Origin of the sequence: Paraburkholderia sp. JHI869 (genome assembly GCF_038900775.1) — a bacterium.
GTDB lineage: Bacteria > Pseudomonadota > Gammaproteobacteria > Burkholderiales > Burkholderiaceae > Paraburkholderia.
Map to the genome: position 1 here is coordinate 59,113 of NZ_JAYMSC010000023.1, position 23,490 is coordinate 82,602.

Sequence of the window (23,490 nt, forward strand, 5' to 3'; positions counted from 1 at the left end):
AAAGGCAGATGCAATAGGAAGGAGTATTTCATAATGATCAAGGTCGAATGCCACGCGCAACTGGTCGTTCGCGACGCGGAAGGCCGCGAGGCAAGCCTGACGGACGTTGTGCCGTTGCTCGCGCTCGTCGCCGAAGAAGGAAGCATTGCGCAGGCCGCGCAGCGTAAGGGTTTGTCCTATCGCCATGCGTGGGGTGTTTTGCGTGAAGTGGAGGAGCGCCTGGGGGGCGCGCTGATCGCGAAAGCGCGTGGCCGTGGGTCCGTGCTCTCCGAACTGGGCGAGGCTGTGCTGCGCTCGCAGCGCCTGTGCGGGGAGCGGCTGCAAGGGAACCTCGAGGCGTTGGCAAGCGAGGTGGCGAGCGACCTGAACCGCTGGCTCGCGCCCGCTGCACAGGATTTGCGCATTCATGCCTCGCACGGCTACGCGGTGGCGGCACTCGTGACGGCGCTCGTTGCCGACCAGGTGCCCGTGGAGATCAAGTACCGCGACAGTGTGGACGCGATCACCGCGCTGGCGCGCGGCGAATGCGATCTCGCGGGCTTTCATGTGCCGCGCGGCGACTTTCGGAGCGCCTGTGCCAACGCCTATCGCAGCTGGCTCGACCCGCAACGGCACGTGCTCATTCATCTGACGCAGCGCAAGCAGGGGCTCTTTGTCGGCCGCGGCAACCCGAAGCATGTGACGGGTCTTGCCGACCTGGCGCGCGGCGATATCCGCTTTGTGAACCGGCAGCCGGGCTCGGGTACGCGCATGCTGATCGACCTGCTGCTGACCCGTATTGGCGTCGATCCCGAGCGCGTCAACGGCTATGCGTCGTCGGAACTCACCCATTCGGCGATCGCCGCATTCGTGGCGAGCGGCATGGCCGACGTGGGTTTCGGCGTCGAGCCGGCGGCACACCACTTTGGGCTCGATTTCATCGAGATCGCCGACGAAGACTACTATTTCGCGTGCGATCGTGGTCATCTCGCACATGAGCCGCTGGCGACCGTGCTCGGCTTGCTGCGCGGTGCCGGTTTCCGTGCTTCGGTTGCGCAGCTCGAAGGGTATGATCCGGCGGCGTGCGGCGACGTGGTGGAACTCGAAGCCGCATGGGGCGGGCCACTGGCGTTGTAATAGAAAGCAACCTATTGGCTGGGCTGCGGGCCGGACTACGCTGCAGACTAAGGCGCTTTTTGTGATACTTTCAGTTTGTATTCGCTCTCACGTTTCAGATGCGCGCTCGTCGCGCCGATCGACCATGAAATTTGTCCTCAAAGTTGGTGCTGTGGCCGCTACGGCGGCAGCGTTGTTGGCTACGTTCAACCTCGCATTCGCGCAGAACTCGCCGGGCGTGCCTGGCGGCATCCTCAGCGATCAGTTCAAGTTCAACGAGCATCCGCAGATGCAGTTCGCCGCTTCGGCGCCGTCGGGCAAGTATCAGCATGGCAAGGCGTCTGCTGCACGCAAGCGTGGCGATCTGGGCGATCCGAACGGCTGTAATCTGCAGTGCCCGCAGGACAATTGATGGCGTAGAGGCGCAGGCAGCCGTTGCGCCGCCTGCGGAGTAAAGGAAAACTCGCGAGGCCTTAACGGGCTGTCGCGAGTTTTTTTGTGCGCGCGCTTTGCTTTGGCGGCGTGGCCCGCGTCGGGACCGTGGGAAACAAAAAGCCCCGACAGCCTTGCGGCGCCGGGGCTCGAGTCCGTTCGTCGTGGACGACCGGACATATCTGGTGGAGCCGGCGGGAATCGAACCCGCGTCCAGAAGCAGTCCATAACCAGTTCTACATGCGTAGTTCTGTCATTTGATTTAACCGGAGCGACGCGGACGAACACGCTGCGCTACGGCGATTCACTAAATTTTCGACCTTGGCGTCGTGACGCCGCCAAGGCTTAACTGACGTAAATGACCTCTGGCGGTATTGCTACCGGTCTTGCGACGCTAGCCCGTCAGTAAGCTAGGCAGAGGACGGCGGCCCTTAGGCTGCCAGTGCGAACGTATCGTCGTTTGCAGTTACGTTTTTCCCATTGATTAACGAGGTGACGGGTCCTCGGCATGCCCTGATTACTTCATAACCCCTGTCGAAACCAGGTCGGCCCCAGAGGAAGGGATAATTATCCCATAGTTCGCCATATGAGGCGAACCGCGCCCGGTTCAAGGGCGCGTGGAGCTGTTGCGGCGCAAAACCGTAGGGTACGCCTCAGGCCGGCTTGCCGATGTGCTGAAGCAGGGCGAACAGCGTCGTCGTGGTGTCGGCGAGATATTGCGCATTCCACTGCGAAGGCGGTACGTCGTTGCCGCAGTAGCCGTAAGCGGCGGCGATCGTCGCCATGCCTGCCGCGGCGCCCGCCTGCACATCGCGCAGATCGTCGCCGACATACACCACACGCTGCGGCGCAACGCCGAGCGCCTCGGCCGCGTGCAGCAGCGGCGCAGGATGCGGCTTGGAATAGGGCGTCGTGTCGCCGCTCACCACGCAGCTTGCGCGCGTGTCGAGATGCATCAGTTTCACCAGGGGCTCGGTAAGGCGCGCGACCTTGTTGGTCACGATGCCCCAGCGCACACCGCGCGTGTCGAGATCGTCGAGCACGGCGTCGATCCCGGCGAAGAGCGCGGTTTCGATGCGCAGATTCGCCTCATAGTTGGCAAGAAACTCCTCACGCATGGCGGCGAACTCGCGATTGTCGGGACCGATGCCGAACGCGCCGCCAATCAGGCCGCGCGCGCCCGCCGAAGCGAGCGGACGCAGCTTCTCGAGCGGCGCTGGAGCGAGGCCGCGCGCGTGGCGCATCTGATTGACCGCGGCGGCGAGGTCGGGGGCAGTGTCGGCGAGCGTGCCGTCGAAGTCGAATAGCACCGCGTCGCAGGCGGCAAGCGCTGCGCCGCTGTCTGCGGCAGATTGGGCGTTCGTGGATGAGTTCATGTCAGCAAGCGTTGGCGCGTCGCGCCGGTGTGCGGGAAATGCCGCCGGAGCAGAGTGGTCCGGCGGCGCCGATCGCGCAAACGCCGTCAGGCGTCGCGCCGGCAGGCGATCATGTAATTGACGCTGGAATCGTTCGAAAGCGCGAAGTGCCGCGTGATCGGGTTATACGTGATGCCCTTGATCTCGGCGACGCGCATGCCGGCGTCGCGCACGAACGCGGCAAGCTCCGAGGGACGAATGAAGCGCGCGTAGTCATGCGTGCCCTTGGGCAGCATCTGCGCGATGTATTCCGCGCCGATCACAGCGAGAAGATACGACTTCACGTTGCGATTGAGCGTCGAAAAGAACACCCAGCCGCCAGGCTTCACGAGCGTGGCGCACGCCTTCACGACCTCGGCGGGCTCGGGCACGTGTTCGAGCATTTCCATGCAGGTCACGACGTCGAACGACGCAGGTTCGCGTGCGGCGATCGCTTCGGCGGCGATCAGCTCGTAGTCCACCGTCACACCGCTCTCGAGGCTATGCAGGTCGGCCACGCCGAGCGCCTCGCGCGACAGGTCGATGCCCTTCACGGTTGCGCCAAGCCCCGCCATCGACTCGGAGAGGATGCCGCCGCCGCAGCCGATGTCGAGCACGCGCTTGGACGGCAGATGCGCATGGCTGTCTATCCAGCTCAGGCGAATGGGGTTGAGTTCGTGCAGCGGCTTGAATTCGGCGTTCGGGTCCCACCAGCGATGAGCGAGATCGCTGAATTTCTGCAGCTCGTGGGGATCGGCATTCGTCATGTCGTGGCAGCCTGAAGCGCGGTGCGGGTCAGAAAGAATAAACCCCGAGTATATAGGCGGGTGCGCAGGGCGGCAAAATGCCACGCTGTGCCGTAAATCTTCCCAAACGACAAAGCCGCGCGGAGACAGGCGAAATGAAAGAGGGGAAAGCGGGAGATAAAAAAAGCCCCGCCGAAGCGGGGCTTTTGAGACTTGCGGTCGAAAGCTCGCGATTACTGCTTTTGCGTGCCGACGACTTCGACTTCCACGCGACGGTCCGGTGCGAGGCAGGCGATGAGAGCCTTGTGGTTCTTCTGGTTGCAGCCCGTCGTAACCGGGTTGCGCTTGCCCTTGCCTTCCGTGTAGATACGCTCTGCCGGAACGCCCTTGCTGACCAGGTACGACTTGACGGCTTGCGCACGGCGCAGCGACAGACGGTCGTTGTAGGCAGCCGAGCCGATACGGTCGGTGTAGCCCGTCGCGACGACGACTTCGAGGTTCAGAGCCTGGATCTTGCTTGCCAGGTCGTCCAGCTTTTCCTTACCAGCCGGCTTCAGGATAGCCTTGTCGAAGTCGAACAGGGCATCAGCCTGGTACGTGATCTTCTGGCTGCTGATGGCCGGCGGCGGCGGAGCGACCGGCGGCTGCGGTGCCTGGGCGACCAGGGCGCCATCGCACTTGGCGTTGGCGGTGGCCGGCGTCCAGAATGCATCGCGCCAGCAAAGTTCGTTCGTGCCGTTCATCCACACGTATTCGCCGGTACCATTCACCCAGTTGTCATTGACGGCTTGTCGCGACGCCGGCACCGATTGTGCCTGAGCGGATGCAGCCACAACTGCGGTAGCTGCAATGAACGCGAGCTTTGAAAGTTTATTCATATTTCTCCTCTCGAAATTGAGATTACCGCAGGTTTACTGCGAGCCATATGACGAAGACAAGTCATACATTGCTCGAAGTATAACATTGGCAAGTTGTGGGGAACGCTTTGCGTTGTGTAGACTTCGAGCAGTGTCTAACTTTGTGCGTTGGCATTTTGCCATATCGTTCCCGTCCTACGATAAAAAAAATCCGCCCCTTTCACTGCGGCTTGCTGAACGTGGTACGCCCGCAACAAAAAAGTTCCCGTTATTTTACCTGGTAGTGCGCCTGGGTTGGGGGTGCGAAACACATTGTTATCCAAATCGGTGGCGATGCATCTGATTGCGGTTCGCACTGCGGCGTTTGCGCCACGCTCAAGGCGCTTTTGAGCGCTTCGGCGTCACTCCTCTAATAGGTATACGCAGGCGGCGGGCGAGGGTGTCGTGCATGGTAGAATCGCGTGATGCGCTGCGTCCGCGGCGTCCATGCGACAGCTGGGCGTCTCGCGGTGACTGCGGCGACCTCCGCTCTACTAATTGGGGCGAGGCGCTAGCACACTGCGTGCCCAAATAAGACATCGATAATGGATCAATTCGCCAAAGAGACTCTGCCAATCTCCCTCGAGGAGGAAATGCGCCGCTCGTATCTCGATTACGCGATGAGCGTGATCGTCGGGCGAGCCCTTCCGGATGTGCGTGACGGCCTCAAGCCCGTCCACCGGCGCGTGCTCTACGCGATGCACGAGCTGAATAACGACTGGAACCGCGCTTACAAGAAGTCGGCACGTATCGTCGGCGACGTCATCGGTAAGTACCATCCCCACGGCGACACGGCCGTCTACGACACCATCGTGCGGATGGCGCAGAACTTTTCGCTGCGCTACATGCTGGTCGACGGCCAGGGCAACTTCGGCTCCATCGACGGCGACAACGCCGCCGCCATGCGATACACCGAAATCCGCATGGCGAAGATCGGCCACGAACTGCTCGCCGACATCGACAAGGAAACGGTCGACTTCGGGCCGAACTACGACGGCAGCGAAAGCGAGCCGCAGATCCTGCCCGCGCGTATTCCGAACCTGCTCATCAACGGTTCGTCGGGTATCGCGGTCGGCATGGCCACGAACATTCCGCCGCACAATCTCAACGAAGTTGTCGACGCTTGCCAGCATTTGCTTAAGACTCCGCAAGCGACGATCGACGAACTGATCGAGATCATTCCGGCCCCCGATTTTCCGACCGCCGGCATCATTTATGGCGTCGCCGGCGTGCGCGACGGCTATCGCACCGGCCGCGGCCGCGTGGTGATGCGCGCGGCCACGCACTTCGAGGAAATCGATCGCGGTCAGCGCATGGCGATCATCGTCGACGAGCTGCCGTATCAGGTGAACAAGCGTTCGCTGCTCGAGCGCATCGCCGAGCTCGTCAACGAGAAGAAGCTCGAAGGCATCTCCGATATTCGCGACGAATCCGACAAGAGCGGCATGCGAGTCGTGATCGAGCTCAAGCGCGGTGAAGTGCCCGAGGTCATTCTCAACAATCTTTACAAGGCGACGCAGCTGCAGGACACGTTCGGCATGAACATGGTCGCGCTGGTGGACAACCAGCCGAAGCTGCTGAACCTGAAGGAAATGCTCGAGCATTTCCTCTCGCATCGCCGCGAAGTGCTCACGCGCCGCACGGTGTACGAACTGCGCAAGGCGCGCGAACGCGGCCACGTGCTCGAAGGTCTCGCCGTTGCGCTCGCGAACATCGACGATTTCATCGAGCTGATCAAGGCCGCGCCCACGCCGCCGATCGCGAAGCAGGAGCTGATGAACCGCTCGTGGGATTCGTCGCTCGTGCGTGAGATGCTGACGCGTGCGGAGCAGGACAATGCGTCGGCGGGCGGTCGCGACGCTTACCGTCCGGAAGGGCTGAACCCGCAATATGGTATGCAGGCCGACGGCCTCTACCGTCTGTCCGACACGCAGGCGCAGGAAATCCTGCAAATGCGCCTCCAGCGCCTGACCGGCCTGGAGCAGGACAAGATCATCGGCGAGTACCGCGAAGTCATGGCGCAGATCGCCGACCTGCTCGACATCCTTGCGCGCCCCGAGCGCGTAACGACCATGATCTCCGACGAACTCACGTCGATCAAGAGCGAATTCGGCGACGCCCGCCGCTCGAAGATCGAGTTGAACGCCACGGAGCTCAACACCGAAGACCTGATCACGCCGCAGGACATGGTCGTGACCATGTCGCACGCCGGTTATGTGAAATCGCAGCCGTTGTCGGAATATCGCGCCCAGAAGCGCGGAGGTCGCGGCAAGCAGGCGACTTCGATGAAGGACGACGACTGGATCGACACGCTCTTCATCGCGAACACGCACGACCACATCCTGTGCTTCTCGAATCGCGGCCGCGTGTACTGGGTGAAGGTGTATGAAGTGCCGCAAGGCTCGCGCAACTCGCGCGGCCGTCCGATCGTCAACATGTTCCCGCTGCAGGACGGCGAGAAGATCACGGTCGTGCTGCCGGTCAAGGAATTCTCGGCCGACAAGTTCGTTTTCATGGCTACCGCGCTGGGCACGGTCAAGAAGACGCCGCTCGAAGCCTTTAGCCGCCCGCTGCGCAAGGGTATTATTGCGGTCGGTCTCGATGACGGCGACTACCTGATTGGCGCTGCGATCACCGACGGCGAGCACGACGTCATGCTGTTCTCCGACGCCGGCAAGGCAGTGCGCTTCGACGAGAACGACGTACGTCCGATGGGCCGCGAAGCGCGCGGCGTGCGCGGCATGCAGCTCGAAGACACTCAGCAGGTCATCGCGCTTCTCGTAGCGGGCGACGAGCAGCAGTCTGTGCTCACCGCGACCGAGAACGGCTATGGCAAGCGCACACCGATCACGGAGTACACGCGCCATGGCCGCGGCACGAAGGGCATGATCGCGATCCAGACTTCGGAGCGCAATGGCAAGGTGGTTGCGGCCACACTCGTCGACTCCGAAGCGCAGATCATGTTGATCACCACCACGGGCGTTTTGATTCGCACCCGAGTGTCGGAAATTCGCGAAATGGGCCGTGCAACGCAAGGTGTTACACTCATCAGCCTTGACGAAGGTACGAAGCTCTCCGGACTGCAGCAAGTCGCCGAAGCGGATGCCGATGCGGACGCCGAAGGTGAGGGCGAACCGGGCGAAGGCGAAGAGTGATGCGTCATCCAGGCCCGCAGAAGTGTGTTCGAACGATGCGCTTACGCGGGCTTTAAGGTGGGTTTCAGCGAACCTTGTTAGTGTCAGCTAAATGAATGGTGTGCCGGGCGGACCGGCCAGCGGGCGCATAACGCAAATGCGGCGCCCCGCAGTCCGCGCGGCAGCGCAAACCGATTAATTTCTCAAAGGGAGTAATGATGCAAAAACGATTCAAGCAGGTGATGTTGCTGGCCGCTCTCGTGCCGACGTTTGCCATGGCTCAGGCGCTCCAGAACCAGGCGCCCGCCCCCCAGGCACCGGCAGCGGCTGCAGCACCCGTCGATCCGGCGAAGCAAGCCGCGATCAAGGACCTGCTCGACGCGATCGACGCACAGAAGCTCGTCGGCGCAATTGGTAACAGCGCCCAGATGCAAGCCAAGCAGCTCGTCCCGGCAATCCTGTCGGACGCGCTCTCGGAAAACAAGACGATGACGGACAAGCAGAAGCAAGCTGCCGTGCCGTCGCTGCAGAAGAACGCAGTGCCGAAGCTGGTTGACTCGGCAGGCCAGGTCTTCGCGACGGACTCGTTCAAGTCGGACGCCATGCAAGCTCAGTACGACGCCTACGCGAAGTACTACAGCGTGCAGGAAATCAAGGACCTGACCACGTTCTACCGCAGCCCGACCGGCCGCAAGTTCATTCAGGTTCAAGACCAGGTTGGCCGCGACGTCGTGAACAGCCTGATGCAGAAGTACATGCCGCAGTCGATCAAGGCAACGCGCGACCAGGCCGACAAGGAAGTCGCTTCGGTCAAGGCCGCGAAGTAAGTCTGCTGGCATTACGCAGCCTCCGGTCCGCAGCCAGGATGTACGGTAGCGGGGCCGGATCGGCGGCGTAGACCGGGAAGTCCACCGCCTCGCCACGCGTGGCGGGTTCCCGGCGACAATGCGATAATGGTCGTTTGCGCGATAAGCGCAAGCGGCCATTTTCTTTTTCTGGCGTGTTTTCCGGCGGTTTTTGCCACAGCGCCTGCCTCGGGGATCTTTTTTACGATGCGCGTCTACAACTTCTCAGCCGGACCGGCAGCGTTGCCAGAAGAGGTCCTGCGTCAGGCCGCTGACGAAATGCTCGACTGGCACGGCAGCGGCATGGGCGTGATGGAAATGAGCCATCGTGGCCCGGAATTCATGCAGATCCACGCCGAGGCGCTGCTCGATCTGCGCGAGTTGATGCAGGTGCCCGCAAGTCACCAGATTCTGTTCCTGCAGGGCGGCGGCATTGGCGAGAACGCGATCGTGCCGCTGAACCTCTTTGGCTCGAAGCCGCGCGCCGACTTCGTTGTCACCGGCTCGTGGTCGCAGAAGTCGCAGAAGGAAGCGCTCAAGTACGGCGAGGCGCATATCGCCGCGACGGGGCGCACCGAGGCCGGCTTCACGCATTCGCCGCCGAAGGGCGAGTGGAAGCTCTCCGACGACCCCGCCTACGTGCATCTGTGCACGAACGAGACGATCGACGGCGTCGAGACCTTCGAGATTCCCGACCTCGGCGACATTCCGCTCGTGGCCGACGCCTCGTCGCACATCCTGTCGCGACCCATGGACATCGCCAAGTACGGCGTGCTTTACGGCGGCGCGCAGAAGAACATCGGCATGGCGGGTGTGACGGTCGTGATCGTGCGCGAGGACCTGCTCGACCGCTCGATGCCGATCTGTCCTTCGGCGTTCGAATGGAAGACTGTGGCCGCGAACAATTCGATGTTCAACACGCCGCCCACCTACGCGATCTATATCGCCGGGCTCGTGTTCAAGTGGCTCAAGCGCCAGGGCGGCCTCGAAGTCATCGAGGCGCGCAATGTGGAAAAAGCGAAGCTGCTCTACGACACGATCGATGCAAGCAGCTTCTATAACAACCAGGTGGAGCGCCGTGCGCGCTCGCGGATGAACGTGCCGTTCTTCCTCGCCGACGAAACACGTAACGCGGATTTCCTCGCCGGCGCCAAAGCGCGCGGGCTGTTGCAGCTGAAGGGCCACAAGTCCGTCGGCGGCATGCGGGCATCGATTTACAACGCGGTGCCGCTCGAGGCAGTGAAGGCGCTGGTCGAGTACATGAAGGAATTCGAGGCGAAGCACGCCTGAATCACGCCTGGTGTGCATCCTTTCCAATTGCCGGTTTCACGCATGGACGACGAACTCAACTCCCAACTCAAGCCGCTGCGCGAACGCATCGATGCGATCGACGCACAGCTCATCGCGCTCCTGAATCAGCGCGCCTCGGTCGCGCTCGAAGTAGGCGAGGTCAAGAAGCATTTCAACGCGCCGGTATTTCGCCCGGAGCGCGAGCTTCAGGTGATCGAGCGCCTGCAGAACATGAGCGATGGCCCGCTCGGCAACGATCACATCAGCGCGATCTGGCGCGAGATCATGGCCGCGAGCCGCTCGCTCGAAAAGACGATTTCGGCCGCGTTCCTCGGCCCGGTCGGCACCTATAGCGAACAGGCGATGTACCAGTACTTCGGTCAGTCGATCGAAGGCCTGCCGTGCCCGTCGATCGACGAGGTGTTCCGCTCGGTCGAGGCGGGCGCCGCCGAGTTCGGCGTCGTGCCGGTCGAGAATTCGACCGAAGGCGCCGTTTCGCGCACGCTCGACCTGTTCCTCGAAACGCAGCTCGTCATTGGCGGCGAAATCGCATTGCCGATTCAGCACAACCTGATGACGCAAAGCGGCAACCTGAGCGGCGTAAAACGCGTGTGCGCGCACCCGCAGGCGCTTGCGCAGTGCCAGCACTGGCTGACCGCAAACGCGCCGCAACTCGAGCGTCAGCCTGTGTCGAGCAATGCGGAGGCCGCGCGCCTCGCCGCTGCCGATCCGACGGTTGCCGCGATTGCAGGCGACCGCGCCGCTACGCATTACGGTCTCCTGATCGCGAACGCGCTGATCCAGGACGACCCGCACAACCGCACGCGCTTTGTGATGATCGGCAAGCAGCCGGCGGGCGCGACGGGCCGCGACCAGACTTCGATGATCGTCTCGGTGAAGAACGAGCCGGGCGCGGTGTACAAGCTGCTCGAGCCGCTCGCGCGCCACAGCGTGTCGATGACGCGTTTCGAGTCGCGGCCTGCGCGCGTCGGCAGCACGTGGGAGTACTACTTCTACATCGACTTCGAAGGCCATCGCGACGAACCTGCCGTGGCCGCGGCGCTCGACGAACTCAGCAAGAAGGCCGCGTATCTGAAGATCCTCGGCTCGTATCCGCGCGCGCGCTAAAGCGCGGAAGGCGCGGGCGGGCCGCCGCCGCTGAGCGCCGCCCGCCGCATGAGGAGCCGGGCGGCGCGCCTTTCCCGATCCGTCCGGAACAGACCCGTTGTACGCCCGGCGCCTTGAGCCCCGCCTTGTGCCCTGGAGAGACGCATGACCACGCATTTCGGCCCCTCGTATGTGCGCGCAATCGCGCCTTACATCGCCGGCAAACCGATTTCCGAAGTCGCCCGCGAGTTCGGGCTCGACGAAGCGCGCATCGTGAAGCTCGCGTCGAACGAGAATCCGCTTGGCGTGCCCGAATCGGCGCAGCGCGCAATTGCGCAGGCGGCGAGCGACTTGGGGCGCTATCCCGATTCGAACGCGTTCGAGCTGAAGGCCGCGCTGGCCGCGCGCTACGACGTGCCGCCCGAGTGGATCACACTCGGCAACGGCAGCAACGATATTCTCGAAATGGCCGCGCATGCGTACGTCGAGCGTGGCCAGTCGATCGTCTATTCGCAGTACTCGTTCGCGGTCTACGCACTCGCGACCCAGGGCCTCGGCGCACGCCATATCGTGACGCCGGCCGTGCGCTATGGCCACGATCTCGACGCGATGCTCGCGGCGATCGATGACGACACGCGCCTCGTGTTCGTGGCGAACCCGAACAACCCGACCGGCACGTTCATCGAAGGCGCGGAGCTCGAGACGTTCATCGCGAAGGTGCCCGCGCGCGTCGTGGTCGTGCTCGACGAGGCGTACACGGAATACCTCGCGGCGGAGAAGCGCTACGACTCGATCGAGTGGGTGCGCCGCTATCCGAACCTGCTCGTTTCGCGCACGTTCTCGAAGGCCTATGGGCTTGCGGGCCTGCGCATTGGCTTTGCGATTGCACAGCCGGAACTGACCGATCTGCTCAACCGTCTGCGTCAGCCGTTCAACGTCAACACGCTTGCGCAGGCGGCGGCTATTGCCGCACTCGGCGACACGCCGTTCCTCGAGCGCAGCGCGGCGCTCAACGCGCAAGGCTATCGCACGCTCACCGCGGCGTTCGAGCGCCTCGGCCTCGAATACGTGCCTTCGGACGGCAATTTCGTGCTGGTGCGCGTGGCGAAGGACGCAGCCGACGATGCCGCCGGCGAGCGCGTGAACCTCGCGCTGCTCAAGCAAGCCGTGATCGTGCGGCCGGTGGGCAACTACGGTCTGCCGCAGTGGTTGCGTGTGACGATCGGCTTGCCCGAGGAGAACGCCGCATTCGTCGCGGCCCTCGAGCGGGCGCTTGGTGCCTAATGAGCGCGTCTTGAGCGCGCAACCTTTACTTTTTTCGGTGACGTCGTGAGTGCGTTTTCGTTTAACAAACTGGTGATTTTCGGCGTGGGCCTGATCGGCGGGTCGCTGGCGCGCGCGTTGCGCGAGCGTGGCTCGCACGGTGCGAAAGGCGCTCAGGTGATCGGCGTGGGGCGTAGCGCAAAGTCGGTGTCGCGCGCGCTCGAACTGGGCGTGATCGATGCTGCCGCGACGCTCGACGACGAAACGACACTCGCCGCGGCGCTCGACGGCGCTGACATCGTGCTGATCGCGGCTCCCGTTGCGCAAACCCAGGCTTTGCTCGAGCGCATCGCGCCGCACCTCGGGAGCGAAACCATCGTCACCGACGCCGGCAGTACCAAGAGCGACGTGATCGCCGCGGCTCGTGCCGCGCTCGGCGCACGCATTGCGCAGTTCGTGCCGGGACACCCCATCGCCGGGCGCGAGTCGAGCGGCGTCGATGCCGCGTTGCCCGATCTCTACGTGGGCCGCAACGTCGTGCTGTGCCCGCTCGAGGAAAACGCGCCGGCATCGGTGGAGCGCATTGCCGCGATGTGGCGCGCCACGGGCGCCGTGATCGGCGAGATGCCGGCCGCGCAGCACGATCGCGTGTTCGCTTCGGTGAGCCATCTGCCGCACGTGTTGTCGTTTGCGCTCGTCGACCAGATTCTTGCTTCGCCCGACGCCCAGTTGAAGTTCTCGTTCGCCGCGGGCGGCTTCCGCGACTTCACGCGCATCGCCGCGTCGAGCCCCGAAATGTGGCGCGACGTGTGCCTCGCGAACCGCGCAGCGCTGCTCGCAGAACTCGACGGCTACACTGAAGTGCTCGCGAAGCTGCGCGCGGCCATCGACGCTGGCGACGGCGCGGCGCTCGAAACCGTGTTCGCGCGTTCGCGCGCGGCGCGCGAGGCGTGGCAGGAGCGCGGCGGCAAGGGCGCGGCGGCCATCGACGCAGCATCAGGCAAATAAGCAAGCAGGACCAAGCCCGACGGCGCGAGCGAGCGCCACAAAAACCAGGCTGCAACCCAAGGCATTCTCAGGACACGCTCATGGAACACCTCGATCTCGGACCGTTCACCCGTGCGTCCGGCACGATCCGTCTGCCCGGCTCGAAGAGCATCTCGAACCGCGTGCTGCTGCTCGCGGCGCTGGCCGAGGGCGAAACGACCATCACGAACCTGCTCGACTCCGACGACACGCGCGTCATGATCGACGCGCTCGAAAAGCTCGGCGTGAAGTTGAAGCGCGAGGGCGACACCTGCGTCGTGCAGGGCACGCGCGGCGCGTTCCAGGCGGTGCGCGCGGATCTCTTTCTCGGCAACGCGGGCACGGCGGTGCGTCCGCTCACGGCCGCGCTCGCGGTGAACGGCGGTGACTACCGCATTCACGGCGTGCCGCGCATGCATGAGCGGCCCATCGGCGACCTCGTGGACGGTCTGCGCCAGATCGGTGCGAAGATCGATTACGAAGAGAATGAAGGCTTTCCGCCGCTGCGCATCCGCCCGGCGCCGATTTCGGTCGAAGCGCCCATCCGCGTGCGCGGCGACGTGTCGAGCCAGTTCCTCACCGCGCTGCTGATGACGCTGCCGCTCGTGCGCGCCAAGGACGGCGTGACGATCGTCGAAGTGGACGGCGAACTGATCTCGAAGCCCTATATCGAGATCACGATCAAGCTGATGGAGCGCTTCGGCGTGAAGGTCGAGCGCCACGGCTGGCATCGCTTCGAGATTCCGGCGGGCGTGCGCTACCAGTCGCCGGGCAAGATCATGGTGGAAGGCGACGCGTCTTCCGCGTCTTATTTCCTCGCCGCGGGCGCGATCGGCGGCGGACCGATTCGCGTGGAAGGCGTGGGGCGATCGAGCATCCAGGGCGACGTCGAGTTCGCGGCGGCGCTCATGCGCATGGGCGCGAACGTCACGGTCGCCGACGACTGGATCGAGGTGCGCGGGATTGGCAACGATCACGGCAAGCTCGACCCCATCGACATGGACTTCAACCTGATTCCCGACGCGGCCATGACGATCGCTGTGGCCGCGTTGTTCGCCGACGGCGCGACCACGCTGCGCAATATCGCGAGCTGGCGCGTGAAGGAAACCGACCGCATCGCCGCGATGGCCACGGAGCTGCGCAAGGTAGGCGCGAACGTGGAAGAGGGCCCGGATTACCTGATCGTGCGCCCGCCCGAGAAACTCACGCCGAACGCCGCGATCGACACTTACGACGATCACCGCATGGCGATGTGCTTCTCGCTCGTGAGCCTCGGCGGCGTGCCGGTGAGGATCAACGACCCGAAGTGCGTCGGCAAGACGTTCCCCGATTATTTCGAGCGCTTCCTGGCGCTCGCGCAACCTTGATTCAAACGAAGCCGAGTACCTTTGCCGCATGAAATCGACCCGTCCCTTTTATCCGACGCCCGTTATCACGATCGACGGCCCGACCGCTTCCGGCAAGGGCACGGTGGCCGCGCTGGTCGCGGCGCAACTCGGCTTTCACCTGCTCGATAGCGGCGCGCTGTACCGGCTGGCGGCGCTCGCTAGCGTGCGCTACGCGATCGCGGCCGACGACGCCGGGAGCCTGGCGAAGCTGATCGACGATCTCCATATCACGTTCCGCGAAGGCCTTGCGCAGCTCGACGGCGTTGACGTTTCGAACGAAATCCGCGCCGAGGAAGTGGGTAACCGCGCCTCGATGATCGCCGCGCATCCGGCCGTGCGCACGGCGCTCGTGGCGCGCCAGCGCGCGTTTCGCAAGCTGCCCGGACTCGTCGCGGATGGCCGCGACATGGGCACCGTGATCTTCCCCGACGCCGTCCTGAAGGTGTTTTTGACGGCCAGCGTGGAGGCCCGCGCGGCCCGCCGGCATAAGCAATTGATCCAAAAAGGTTTTTCTGCTAATATGGATGACTTGCTTCGGGATTTGCGTGAACGCGACGCGCGCGACAGTAACCGCGCAGCCGCGCCGCTCAAGCCCGCAGCGGATGCGCAGCTTCTCGATACTTCGGCGCTCTCCGTCGACCAGGCGGTCGAACAGGTGGTGCAGTGGTATCAGGAGTCGAGCCAACTGCGACCGGTGCGGTAACTCACGTACGCGGCAAAACGCAGTAAAGAAAGTAGTAGCAGTGCCTGTTGGTGCCCTGGAATGAAACAGGGCGTGTGTTAAACCCTTTAACCCAGTGTGGCTTTTGCATCTGTGCCGCGAACGTAAGCGCTCCGGCCTCAACGCCCCGCAGTCAAGACTGGCCAGCGGAGCAGCGAAAACCATGCAAATCCAGATTTTTATGTCCGACCTGCAAACCTCCACCCCCAATACTGAATCCTTTGCGGCTCTGTTCGAAGAGTCGCTGACCCGCCAGGACATGCGCGCCGGCGAAGTCATCTCCGCTGAAGTCGTGCGCGTCGACCACAACTTCGTGGTCGTGAACGCTGGCCTGAAGTCCGAGGCTTATATTCCCATCGAGGAATTCCTGAACGACCAGGGCGAAGTGGAGGTTCAGGCGGGTGATTTCGTTTCCGTCGCGATCGACGCGCTGGAAAACGGCTACGGCGACACCATCCTGTCGCGCGACAAGGCGAAGCGTCTCGCTTCGTGGCTCTCGCTGGAAAAGGCCCTCGACAACAACGAACTCGTGACCGGCACGATCACGGGCAAGGTCAAGGGCGGCATGACCGTCATGGTCAACGGCATCCGCGCGTTCCTGCCGGGTTCGCTCGTCGACACGCGTCCGGTCAAGGACACGACGCCGTACGAAGGCAAGACGCTCGAATTCCGCGTCATCAAGCTCGACCGCAAGCGTAACAACGTCGTGCTGTCGCGCCGCGCAGTGATCGAAGCCACGCAAGGCGAAGAGCGCGCAAAGCTGCTCGAAACGCTGAAGGAAGGCGCGATCGTCAACGGCGTGGTCAAGAACATCACCGACTACGGCGCGTTCGTGGACCTCGGCGGTATCGACGGCCTGCTGCACATCACCGACATCGCATGGCGTCGCGTGCGTCACCCGAGCGAAGTTCTCTCGGTTGGCCAGGAAGTCACCGCAAAGATCCTCAAGTTCGACCAGGAAAAGAACCGCGTTTCGCTCGGTATCAAGCAACTGGGCGACGATCCGTGGGAAGGCATCTCGCGCCGTTACCCGTCGGGCACGCGCCTGTTCGGTAAGGTCACGAACATCACCGACTACGGCGCGTTCGTCGAAGTCGAATCGGGCATCGAAGGCCTGGTTCACGTGTCGGAAATGGACTGGACCAACAAGAACGTTGCTCCGTCGAAGGTTGTCCAGCTGGGCGACGAAGTCGAAGTCATGGTCCTCGAGATCGACGAAGACCGCCGCCGCATCTCGCTCGGCATGAAGCAGTGCAAGCCGAACCCGTGGGATGACTTCAGCCGCAACTTCAAGAAGGGCGACAAGCTCCAGGGCGCGATCAAGTCGATTACCGACTTCGGCGTGTTCATCGGTCTGCCTGGCGGCATCGATGGTCTGGTTCACCTTTCGGACCTGTCGTGGTCGGAAACGGGCGAAGAAGCCGTTCGCAAGTACAAGAAGGGCGACGAAGTCGAAGCCGTGGTTCTGGGCATCGACGTCGAGAAGGAACGCATTTCGCTCGGTATCAAGCAGCTCGAAGGCGACCCGTTCAGCAACTTCGTTGCTGTCAACGACAAGGGTTCGACGGTTGACGGCGTGGTCAAGTCGGTCGACGCAAAGGGTGCAGTTATCACCCTGAACGCCGACGTTGAAGGCTACCTGCGTGCTTCGGAAATCGCGCAAGACCGCGTGGAAGATGCTCGCAACGTGCTGAAGGAAGGCGACAAGGTCAACGCGATGATCATCAACATCGATCGCAAGTCGCGCGGCATCAACCTGTCGATCAAGGCTAAGGACTCGGCTGAGACGCAGGAAGCACTGCGCAGCATGTCGTCGGACACGGGTGCGGCTGCCACCGGCACGACCAACCTCGGCGCGCTGCTCAAGGCCAAGCTCGACGGCCAGAACCAGTAAGCCTCAAACGGGGGCAAGCTGAAGTATGACCAAATCTGAATTGGTCGCGCAGCTGGCTACGCGATTTCCGCAACTTGTTCTCAAGGATGCGGATTTCGCGGTCAAGACGATGCTCGATGCGATGTCCGAGGCACTTGCCAAGGGCCATCGCATCGAAATTCGCGGCTTTGGCAGCTTCGGCCTGAATCGTCGGCCGTCGCGCGTTGGGCGCAATCCCAAGTCGGGTGAAAAGGTGCTGGTACCTGAGAAGTTCGTACCGCACTTCAAGCCGGGCAAGGAACTGCGCGAGCGCGTGGACCGCAATTCGGGCGAGCCGCTGAAGGCGGACGAGCCGGACGACGACCTGTAAGCGTTGGATCGATTTCGATCGGGCGATTGCGGTCGTCGGCGGTCAATGCCAGATGGCCAGAATGCATGGACCGGTAAAAAGCGCTGGGGTGAACAACCCCGGCGCTTTTTTTTCGTCTGCGCCTTTTCGACACTGTCTGCGTCAGCGCCCCGGATTGATCTGCACGTGTCGGTGCGCGAGCCGTTCAATTACAATACGGGACACTTCGGCGCGGCTTGTGCTGCGACGCAGCATGTCCGCCTCGCCGGCGCCTTTCTCAACTGCCAAGAGAATCCTTCAATGAGATTGATCGCCTGGGTCATCCGTGTGCTGGTGTTCGTACTGCTGCTCGTACTCGCGCTCGCCAACACGCAAACCGCGACGCTGAATTTTCTGGCCGGATATTCGTGGCAGGCTCCGCTGATCCTGATCGGCCTCGCTTTTTTTGTGGTGGGGCTGCTGGCGGGGCTGCTTTCCGCGCTGCCCGGCGTGTTCCGGCTGCGCATGGAAAACGGCCGCCTCAAACGCGACCTGCGCGTGGCGCGTGAAACGCCCACGCCGAGTGCCGAGCCGCCGCTGCCGCCGCTCATCTGATTTTGTATTGCCGTGCCGCGCGCCTCTTCGCGTGCGGCTGATTTTCCGCTCATACCATCGCTCGCATGGATCTCGATTTTTGGTGGCTCCTCGTCATTCCCGTGGCTTTCGCGCTCGGCTGGATGGCGTCGCGCTACGACCTGAAGGCACTCCTTTCCGAAAGCGCCAACCTGCCGCGTTCGTATTTTCGCGGCCTGAATTTCCTGCTCAACGAGCAGCCGGACAAGGCCATCGACGCGTTCATCGAGGTCGCCAAGCTCGATCCCGAAACCGTCGAACTGCACTTCGCGCTCGGCAATCTGTTTCGCCGCCGCGGCGAGACCGATCGCGCGATCCGCGTGCATCAGAATCTGCTTTCGCGCTCCGATCTGCCTGTCAACGAGCGCGACCACGCGCTGTATGAACTCGGCCAGGACTTCCTGAAGGCGGGCATGCTCGACCGCGCCGAAGAAACCTTCGGCAAGCTCAAGTCAGGCGACTTCGCGCTTGGCGCGCAGCGCGCGCTGCTCGCGATCTACGAGATCGAGAAGGACTGGAACCGCTGCATCGACACCGCGCGTCATCTCGAAACGATGGGCGCGGCATCGCTCGACCTCGAGATCGCCCAGTTCCATTGCGAACTGGCGCAGGAAGCGCTCCAGCAGAAGAAGCCCGACGAAGCGCGCCGTCAGCTCGCGCTCGCGCTCAAGGCCAATGCGCAGAACGTGCGCGCGACGATCCTCGCGGGCGACGTCGATGCGGCAAGCGGCGATTGCGAGACGGCGCTTGGCCACTGGCGCGAAGTCGAAGCGCAGAATCCCGCTTATCTGCCGCTCGTTGCCGAAAAGGTCATGAAGGCGTATGAGACGCTCGGCCGCGCCGAAGAGGGCGCACAATTGCTCACGACGTGGGTCGATGCGTATCCGTCGAACGATCTGCTGGACGTCGCCTACAAGCACGTCGCCGCGCTGCGCGGCGCCGATGCGGCGCATACGCTCGCCCGCACGCAGATGCAAAAGTCGCCGAACCTCGCCGGCATGGCGCGCCTGCTCGAAGCGCAGCAGGCGACGGCCGAAGAGCCGCGCCGCAGCGAACTCGAGCTGATGCGCAAGCTGCTCCAGCAGCGCACCAAGAACCTGCCTCGCTACACCTGCCAGAACTGCGGCTTCCGGGCGCGCCTGTTCTACTGGCAGTGTCCGGGCTGCAGCGGCTGGGAAACCTATGCGCCGCGCCGCGTCGAGCCGGTTCCCGCGTCGAGCTGAGCCTCGGGGCGCGCGCCCGCTGCCGGGCGCCTCGGCTGCCACACTTGGCCGGCCGCACCTCGCCGGCCACGCACACAGTCAATACAACATCAGCATCTGTCACCGGAGCGCCTATGAAGATCACCATTGTCGGTACCGGCTACGTCGGCCTCGTCACCGGTGCGTGTCTTGCCGAAATCGGCCACGACGTGTTTTGCCTCGATGTCGATCCGCGCAAGATCGATATCCTGAATGGCGGCGGCGTCCCGATTCACGAGCCAGGGCTGCTCGAACTCATCGCGCGCAACCGCGCGGCCGGGCGCATCACGTTTTCCACCGACATCGAGGCGAGCGTCGAGCATGGCGAAGTGCAGTTCATCGCCGTGGGCACGCCGCCTGACGAAGACGGCTCGGCTGACCTCCAGTATGTGCTCGAGGCGGCGCGCAGCATCGGCCGCCACATGAACGGCTTCAAGGTGGTCGTCGACAAATCGACGGTGCCGGTCGGCACGGCGCAGCGCGTGCACGGCGTGCTGGCCGAAGAGCTTGCCAGGCGTGGCCTCGCGCATAGCGTGGACCATCGCTTCTCGGTCGTCTCGAACCCCGAGTTCCTGAAAGAGGGCGCGGCCGTGGACGACTTCATGCGCCCGGATCGCATCATCATCGGCCTCGACGAGGACGAGAACGGCAACGCCGCGCGCGAGAAGATGAAGCGCCTCTACGCGCCGTTCAACCGCAATCACGAACGCACGATCTACATGGACGTGCGCTCCGCCGAATTCACGAAGTACGCGGCCAACGCCATGCTCGCCACGCGCATCTCGTTCATGAATGAGATGGCGAATCTCGCAGACCGCGTGGGCGCCGACATCGAATCGGTGCGCCGCGGCATCGGCTCCGATCCGCGCATCGGCTATCACTTTCTGTATGCGGGCTGCGGCTATGGCGGCTCGTGTTTCCCGAAGGACGTGCAGGCGCTGATCCGCACGGCTGCGGAGTCGGGCCAGAACCTGCGCGTGCTCGAAGCCGTCGAGGAGGTCAATCACGGCCAGAAGGAAGTGCTCGTGAAGAAGATCGCCAGGGTGTGCGGCGACGACCTCAACGGCAAGCACTTCGCCGTTTGGGGCCTCGCGTTCAAGCCGAACACGGACGACATGCGTGAAGCGCCGAGCCGTCGCCTGATCGCCGACCTGCTCGAGCGCGGCGCCACAGTGGCTGCGTGGGACCCGGTCGCGGCCGAGGAGGCGCAGCGCGTGTTCGCGCTCGATCTCGCGCACGTGCCGGAGCAGCACGCCCGTCTTACGTTCGCGTCGAGCCAGGACGACGCGCTCACGGGCGCGGACGCGCTCGTGATCGTCACCGAATGGACCGCCTTCAAGGCACCCGATTTCGCGCATTTGAAGAAGGTGCTCAAGGCTCCGCGTATCTTCGACGGACGCAACCTCTACGAGCCCGACACCATGGCGGAGCTCGGCATTGACTATCACTCGATTGGGCGGCCTCATGTCAATCTCGCAAACTCCGCAGCCTGAAGGCACGCCCGTGACTGCGCTTGCCACTGCTATCGCGCCCGAAGTGCGCGTCGTGCCGCGCGAGAAGCTCGCTACCTCGCGCGTGCTCGTGGTGGGCGACGTCATGCTCGACCGCTACTGGTTCGGCGACGTCAATCGCATCTCGCCGGAAGCGCCGGTGCCGGTCGTGCATGTGCAGCGCAAGGAAGACCGCCTGGGCGGCGCCGCGAACGTCGCGCGCAACGCGGCGGCGCTCGGCGCCCACGCGGGCCTTCTGTGCGTGGTGGGCCACGACGAACCCGGCGAGCGCATCGTCGAGCTGCTCGACGAAAGCAATGTGAACGCGTATCTCGAGCGCGATCCCGCGTTGCCGACCACCATCAAGCTGCGCGTGCTTTCGCGCCAGCAACAGCTTTTGCGCGTGGACTTCGAAGACACGCCCGCGCACGAGATCCTGCTCGCCGGCCTCACGCGGTTCGATGCGCTGTTGCCCACGCACGACGTGATCCTGCTTTCCGACTACGCGAAGGGCGGCCTCACGCACGTCACGCAGATGATCGCGAAGGCGCGCGCCGCGGGCAAGGCGGTGCTGGTCGATCCCAAGGGCGACGACTGGGAGCGCTATCGCGGCGCGAGCCTCATCACGCCGAACCGCGCGGAGCTGCGCGAAGTGGTGGGCACCTGGAAGTCCGAGGAAGACCTGCACGCGCGCGTGACGAAGCTGCGCCGCGAACTGCAGTTCGACGCGCTGCTGCTCACGCGCTCGGAAGAGGGTATGACGCTCTTTTCCGATGACGGCGCGGTGCATGCGGCGGCTGACGCGCGCGAAGTGTATGATGTCTCGGGCGCCGGCGACACGGTGATCGCGACTGTCGCGGTCATGCTGGGCGCGGGTTTGCCGCTCGTCGAGGGCGTTGCGCTCGCGAATCGGGCGGCCGGCATCGTGGTCGGCAAGCTCGGTACGGCCACCGTCGATTACGACGAACTCTTTCAATAACGTTGTGCACGCGAGCGCGCAGCGCTCGCACCCCGGCCGGATTCTCCGGAGAGTTTTTCCGGCGGGGCATCAACCTCGCGTGAACCTCGTCACCGCAGACCTATCATGACCCTCATCGTCACCGGCGCGGCCGGCTTCATCGGCAGCAACATCGTCAAGGCGCTGAACGAACGCGGCGAAGACCGCATCATCGCCGTCGACAATCTCACCCGCGCGGACAAGTTCAAGAACCTCGTCGATTGCGAGATCGACGACTACATCGACAAGACCGAGTTCGTCGAGCGCTTTGCGCGCGGCGACTTCGGCGACGTGCGCGCGGTGTTCCACGAAGGTGCCTGTTCGGACACGATGGAAACCGACGGCCGCTACATGATGGACAACAACTTCCGCTATAGCCGCGCCGTGCTCGACACGTGCCTCGCGCAGCGCGTGCAGTTTCTGTATGCGTCGTCGGCGGCGATCTATGGCGGCTCGACGCGCTTCGTCGAAGAACGTGAAGTGGAAGCGCCGCTGAACGTGTACGGCTACTCGAAGTTCCTGTTCGATCAGGTGATCCGCCGCGTGCTGCCCACCGCGCAAAGCCAGATTGCGGGCTTTCGCTACTTCAATGTCTATGGTCCGCGCGAGACGCACAAGGCGCGCATGGCCTCGGTGGCGTTCCACAACTTCAACCAGTTCCGCGCAGAAGGGCGAGTGAAACTGTTCGGCGAGTACAACGGCTACGCGCCGGGCGAGCAGACGCGCGACTTCGTTTCCGTCGAGGACGTGGTGAAGGTGAACCTGTTCTTCTTCGATCATCCGGAGAAGACGGGCATCTTCAATCTGGGCAGCGGCCGTGCGCAGCCGTTCAACGACATCGCCACGACCGTGGTGAACACGCTGCGTGCGATGGAAGGCAAGCCCGCGCTCTCGCTCGCTGAGCAGGTCAAGGAAGGGCTGATCGAGTACATCCCGTTCCCCGACGCGCTGCGCGGCAAGTATCAGTGCTTCACGCAAGCGGACCAGTCGAAGCTGCGCGCAGCGGGCTACGACGCACCGTTCCTGACGGTGCAGGAAGGCGTGGATCGTTACGTACGTTGGCTTTCTGGCCAGGTGTAACGCGAAGCGCTGACTTCATAAACTGGACTCTCCTCGCCGGCGATGGTCGCCGGCGTTTCCAGGGAGATCCAGCATGTTCCGAAAAATCCTTGCGGCGGCCGCGCTTCTGGCCGTATTCAGCCACGCCTTCGCGGCCGTGGACGTCAACACGGCCAACGAAGACGCGCTTCGCGGCATCAAGGGCATTGGGCCCGCGCGCGCCAAAGCCATTCTCGACGAGCGCGGCGCGCACGGCCCGTACAAGGATGCCGCTGACCTCGGCAAGCGCGTGAAGGGCCTGGGCGGCCACACGGTCGAACGTTTGCAGGCCGAAGGATTGTCGGTCGGTCCCGCGAATGGCCAGACGGCGCAGGCGAAGGTTGCACAGGCAACGCCCGCGAAGGCGGGGGCGCAGTCGGTTGCGCCGCAACCGGCTACCGTGGCGGTCAAGAAGTAGGCATCCGCTGCTGTTTTACCCCGCGCGTGGAGTATCGTCACTGCGCGGGGCGCAGTCTCCTTCAGGTGTCGCTCA

Annotated in this window: 21 protein-coding genes and 1 other RNA gene; 18 read left to right on the forward strand and 4 right to left on the reverse strand. The window is 63.6% G+C overall.

The annotated features are described in order from the left end of the window. Positions 1–33: 33 nt before the first annotated feature. A complete protein-coding gene (locus VSR72_RS30715; RefSeq protein WP_342956037.1) occupies positions 34–1,116 on the forward strand; it encodes a substrate-binding domain-containing protein in 1,083 nt (360 codons plus the stop codon). Between the two features lie 124 nt (positions 1,117–1,240). Next, positions 1,241–1,507, forward strand: a complete 267-nt coding sequence (locus tag VSR72_RS30720; protein ID WP_342956038.1) for a hypothetical protein — start codon at positions 1,241–1,243, stop codon at positions 1,505–1,507. Between the two features lie 203 nt (positions 1,508–1,710). On the opposite strand, the gene ssrA is transcribed toward VSR72_RS30720, so the two are convergent. The 4 genes from ssrA to ompA form a co-directional block, all read right to left on the reverse strand. Continuing rightward, positions 1,711–2,080, reverse strand: a transfer-messenger RNA (tmRNA) gene (gene ssrA / locus VSR72_RS30725). 100 nt (positions 2,081–2,180) lie between these two features. Continuing rightward, positions 2,181–2,903: a phosphoglycolate phosphatase gene (gph, locus tag VSR72_RS30730; protein WP_342956039.1), complete on the reverse strand. Its 723-nt coding sequence runs from the start codon at positions 2,901–2,903 to the stop codon at positions 2,181–2,183. Between the two features lie 86 nt (positions 2,904–2,989). Then, on the reverse strand, positions 2,990–3,688 hold the full coding sequence (gene ubiG / locus VSR72_RS30735; protein WP_342956040.1) for a bifunctional 2-polyprenyl-6-hydroxyphenol methylase/3-demethylubiquinol 3-O-methyltransferase UbiG: 699 nt from the start codon (positions 3,686–3,688) through the stop codon (positions 2,990–2,992). Between the two features lie 212 nt (positions 3,689–3,900). Next, positions 3,901–4,545: an outer membrane protein OmpA gene (ompA, locus tag VSR72_RS30740; protein ID WP_112171352.1), complete on the reverse strand. Its 645-nt coding sequence runs from the start codon at positions 4,543–4,545 to the stop codon at positions 3,901–3,903. Between the two features lie 563 nt (positions 4,546–5,108). On the opposite strand from ompA, the gene gyrA reads away from it, so the two are divergent. The 16 genes from gyrA to VSR72_RS30820 all read left to right on the forward strand — a co-directional run bounded on the left by gyrA (position 5,109) and on the right by VSR72_RS30820 (position 23,415). Further along, positions 5,109–7,718 (forward strand): DNA gyrase subunit A, encoded by a 2,610-nt coding sequence (gene gyrA / locus VSR72_RS30745; protein ID WP_342956041.1) that lies wholly within the window; start codon positions 5,109–5,111, stop codon positions 7,716–7,718. A gap of 197 nt (positions 7,719–7,915) precedes the next feature. Further along, a complete protein-coding gene (locus VSR72_RS30750) occupies positions 7,916–8,524 on the forward strand; it encodes a DUF2059 domain-containing protein (RefSeq protein WP_342956108.1) in 609 nt (202 codons plus the stop codon). A 225-nt stretch (positions 8,525–8,749) separates the two neighbouring features. After that, on the forward strand, positions 8,750–9,832 hold the full coding sequence (serC, locus tag VSR72_RS30755; protein WP_342956042.1) for a 3-phosphoserine/phosphohydroxythreonine transaminase: 1,083 nt from the start codon (positions 8,750–8,752) through the stop codon (positions 9,830–9,832). Between the two features lie 42 nt (positions 9,833–9,874). Beyond that, on the forward strand, positions 9,875–10,960 hold the full coding sequence (gene pheA, locus VSR72_RS30760; RefSeq protein ID WP_342956043.1) for a prephenate dehydratase: 1,086 nt from the start codon (positions 9,875–9,877) through the stop codon (positions 10,958–10,960). Positions 10,961–11,104: 144 nt separating this feature from the next. Further along, positions 11,105–12,223 carry a histidinol-phosphate transaminase gene (hisC, locus tag VSR72_RS30765; RefSeq protein WP_342956044.1) on the forward strand — a complete coding sequence of 373 codons (1,119 nt, stop codon included), beginning with the start codon at positions 11,105–11,107 and terminating at the stop codon, positions 12,221–12,223. A gap of 45 nt (positions 12,224–12,268) precedes the next feature. Continuing rightward, on the forward strand, positions 12,269–13,210 hold the full coding sequence (locus VSR72_RS30770; protein ID WP_342956045.1) for a prephenate dehydrogenase/arogenate dehydrogenase family protein: 942 nt from the start codon (positions 12,269–12,271) through the stop codon (positions 13,208–13,210). Positions 13,211–13,290: 80 nt separating this feature from the next. Further along, positions 13,291–14,595, forward strand: coding sequence for a 3-phosphoshikimate 1-carboxyvinyltransferase (aroA, locus tag VSR72_RS30775; RefSeq protein WP_342956046.1), 1,305 nt, complete (start codon positions 13,291–13,293; stop codon positions 14,593–14,595). A gap of 28 nt (positions 14,596–14,623) precedes the next feature. Beyond that, positions 14,624–15,319 (forward strand): (d)CMP kinase, encoded by a 696-nt coding sequence (gene cmk, locus VSR72_RS30780; protein ID WP_342956047.1) that lies wholly within the window; start codon positions 14,624–14,626, stop codon positions 15,317–15,319. Between the two features lie 181 nt (positions 15,320–15,500). Beyond that, positions 15,501–17,231 carry a 30S ribosomal protein S1 gene (rpsA, locus tag VSR72_RS30785; protein ID WP_342956048.1) on the forward strand — a complete coding sequence of 577 codons (1,731 nt, stop codon included), beginning with the start codon at positions 15,501–15,503 and terminating at the stop codon, positions 17,229–17,231. Positions 17,232–17,256: 25 nt separating this feature from the next. Beyond that, positions 17,257–17,580: an integration host factor subunit beta gene (locus VSR72_RS30790; protein ID WP_027817382.1), complete on the forward strand. Its 324-nt coding sequence runs from the start codon at positions 17,257–17,259 to the stop codon at positions 17,578–17,580. 279 nt (positions 17,581–17,859) lie between these two features. After that, a complete protein-coding gene (locus VSR72_RS30795) occupies positions 17,860–18,153 on the forward strand; it encodes a LapA family protein (RefSeq protein WP_201695552.1) in 294 nt (97 codons plus the stop codon). 65 nt (positions 18,154–18,218) lie between these two features. Beyond that, positions 18,219–19,394 carry a lipopolysaccharide assembly protein LapB gene (gene lapB, locus VSR72_RS30800; RefSeq protein WP_342956049.1) on the forward strand — a complete coding sequence of 392 codons (1,176 nt, stop codon included), beginning with the start codon at positions 18,219–18,221 and terminating at the stop codon, positions 19,392–19,394. Between the two features lie 113 nt (positions 19,395–19,507). Further along, positions 19,508–20,905 (forward strand): UDP-glucose/GDP-mannose dehydrogenase family protein, encoded by a 1,398-nt coding sequence (locus VSR72_RS30805; RefSeq protein ID WP_342956050.1) that lies wholly within the window; start codon positions 19,508–19,510, stop codon positions 20,903–20,905. Beyond that, on the forward strand, positions 20,877–21,881 hold the full coding sequence (gene rfaE1 / locus VSR72_RS30810) for a D-glycero-beta-D-manno-heptose-7-phosphate kinase (protein ID WP_342956051.1): 1,005 nt from the start codon (positions 20,877–20,879) through the stop codon (positions 21,879–21,881). The genes VSR72_RS30805 and rfaE1 overlap by 29 nt, the downstream gene beginning before the upstream one ends. Before the next feature lie 105 nt (positions 21,882–21,986). Then, positions 21,987–22,979 carry an ADP-glyceromanno-heptose 6-epimerase gene (gene rfaD / locus VSR72_RS30815; protein ID WP_342956052.1) on the forward strand — a complete coding sequence of 331 codons (993 nt, stop codon included), beginning with the start codon at positions 21,987–21,989 and terminating at the stop codon, positions 22,977–22,979. A 73-nt stretch (positions 22,980–23,052) separates the two neighbouring features. After that, positions 23,053–23,415, forward strand: coding sequence for a helix-hairpin-helix domain-containing protein (locus VSR72_RS30820; RefSeq protein ID WP_342956053.1), 363 nt, complete (start codon positions 23,053–23,055; stop codon positions 23,413–23,415). Positions 23,416–23,490 lie beyond the last annotated feature (75 nt).

What these genes read in the sequence shown, in the direction of transcription:
- VSR72_RS30715 (WP_342956037.1), top strand. Translation starts at nt 34, where the DNA reads ATGATCAAGGTCGAATGCCACGCGCAACTGGTCGTTCGCGACGCGGAA.
- VSR72_RS30720 (WP_342956038.1), top strand. Translation starts at nt 1,241, where the DNA reads ATGAAATTTGTCCTCAAAGTTGGTGCTGTGGCCGCTACGGCGGCAGCG.
- gph (WP_342956039.1), bottom strand. Translation starts at nt 2,903, where the DNA reads ATGAACTCATCCACGAACGCCCAATCTGCCGCAGACAGCGGCGCAGCG.
- ubiG (WP_342956040.1), bottom strand. Translation starts at nt 3,688, where the DNA reads ATGACGAATGCCGATCCCCACGAGCTGCAGAAATTCAGCGATCTCGCT.
- ompA (WP_112171352.1), bottom strand. Translation starts at nt 4,545, where the DNA reads ATGAATAAACTTTCAAAGCTCGCGTTCATTGCAGCTACCGCAGTTGTG.
- gyrA (WP_342956041.1), top strand. Translation starts at nt 5,109, where the DNA reads ATGGATCAATTCGCCAAAGAGACTCTGCCAATCTCCCTCGAGGAGGAA.
- VSR72_RS30750 (WP_342956108.1), top strand. Translation starts at nt 7,916, where the DNA reads ATGCAAAAACGATTCAAGCAGGTGATGTTGCTGGCCGCTCTCGTGCCG.
- serC (WP_342956042.1), top strand. Translation starts at nt 8,750, where the DNA reads ATGCGCGTCTACAACTTCTCAGCCGGACCGGCAGCGTTGCCAGAAGAG.
- pheA (WP_342956043.1), top strand. Translation starts at nt 9,875, where the DNA reads ATGGACGACGAACTCAACTCCCAACTCAAGCCGCTGCGCGAACGCATC.
- hisC (WP_342956044.1), top strand. Translation starts at nt 11,105, where the DNA reads ATGACCACGCATTTCGGCCCCTCGTATGTGCGCGCAATCGCGCCTTAC.
- aroA (WP_342956046.1), top strand. Translation starts at nt 13,291, where the DNA reads ATGGAACACCTCGATCTCGGACCGTTCACCCGTGCGTCCGGCACGATC.
- cmk (WP_342956047.1), top strand. Translation starts at nt 14,624, where the DNA reads ATGAAATCGACCCGTCCCTTTTATCCGACGCCCGTTATCACGATCGAC.
- rpsA (WP_342956048.1), top strand. Translation starts at nt 15,501, where the DNA reads ATGCAAATCCAGATTTTTATGTCCGACCTGCAAACCTCCACCCCCAAT.
- VSR72_RS30790 (WP_027817382.1), top strand. Translation starts at nt 17,257, where the DNA reads ATGACCAAATCTGAATTGGTCGCGCAGCTGGCTACGCGATTTCCGCAA.
- VSR72_RS30795 (WP_201695552.1), top strand. Translation starts at nt 17,860, where the DNA reads ATGAGATTGATCGCCTGGGTCATCCGTGTGCTGGTGTTCGTACTGCTG.
- lapB (WP_342956049.1), top strand. Translation starts at nt 18,219, where the DNA reads ATGGATCTCGATTTTTGGTGGCTCCTCGTCATTCCCGTGGCTTTCGCG.
- VSR72_RS30805 (WP_342956050.1), top strand. Translation starts at nt 19,508, where the DNA reads ATGAAGATCACCATTGTCGGTACCGGCTACGTCGGCCTCGTCACCGGT.
- rfaE1 (WP_342956051.1), top strand. Translation starts at nt 20,877, where the DNA reads ATGTCAATCTCGCAAACTCCGCAGCCTGAAGGCACGCCCGTGACTGCG.
- rfaD (WP_342956052.1), top strand. Translation starts at nt 21,987, where the DNA reads ATGACCCTCATCGTCACCGGCGCGGCCGGCTTCATCGGCAGCAACATC.
- VSR72_RS30820 (WP_342956053.1), top strand. Translation starts at nt 23,053, where the DNA reads ATGTTCCGAAAAATCCTTGCGGCGGCCGCGCTTCTGGCCGTATTCAGC.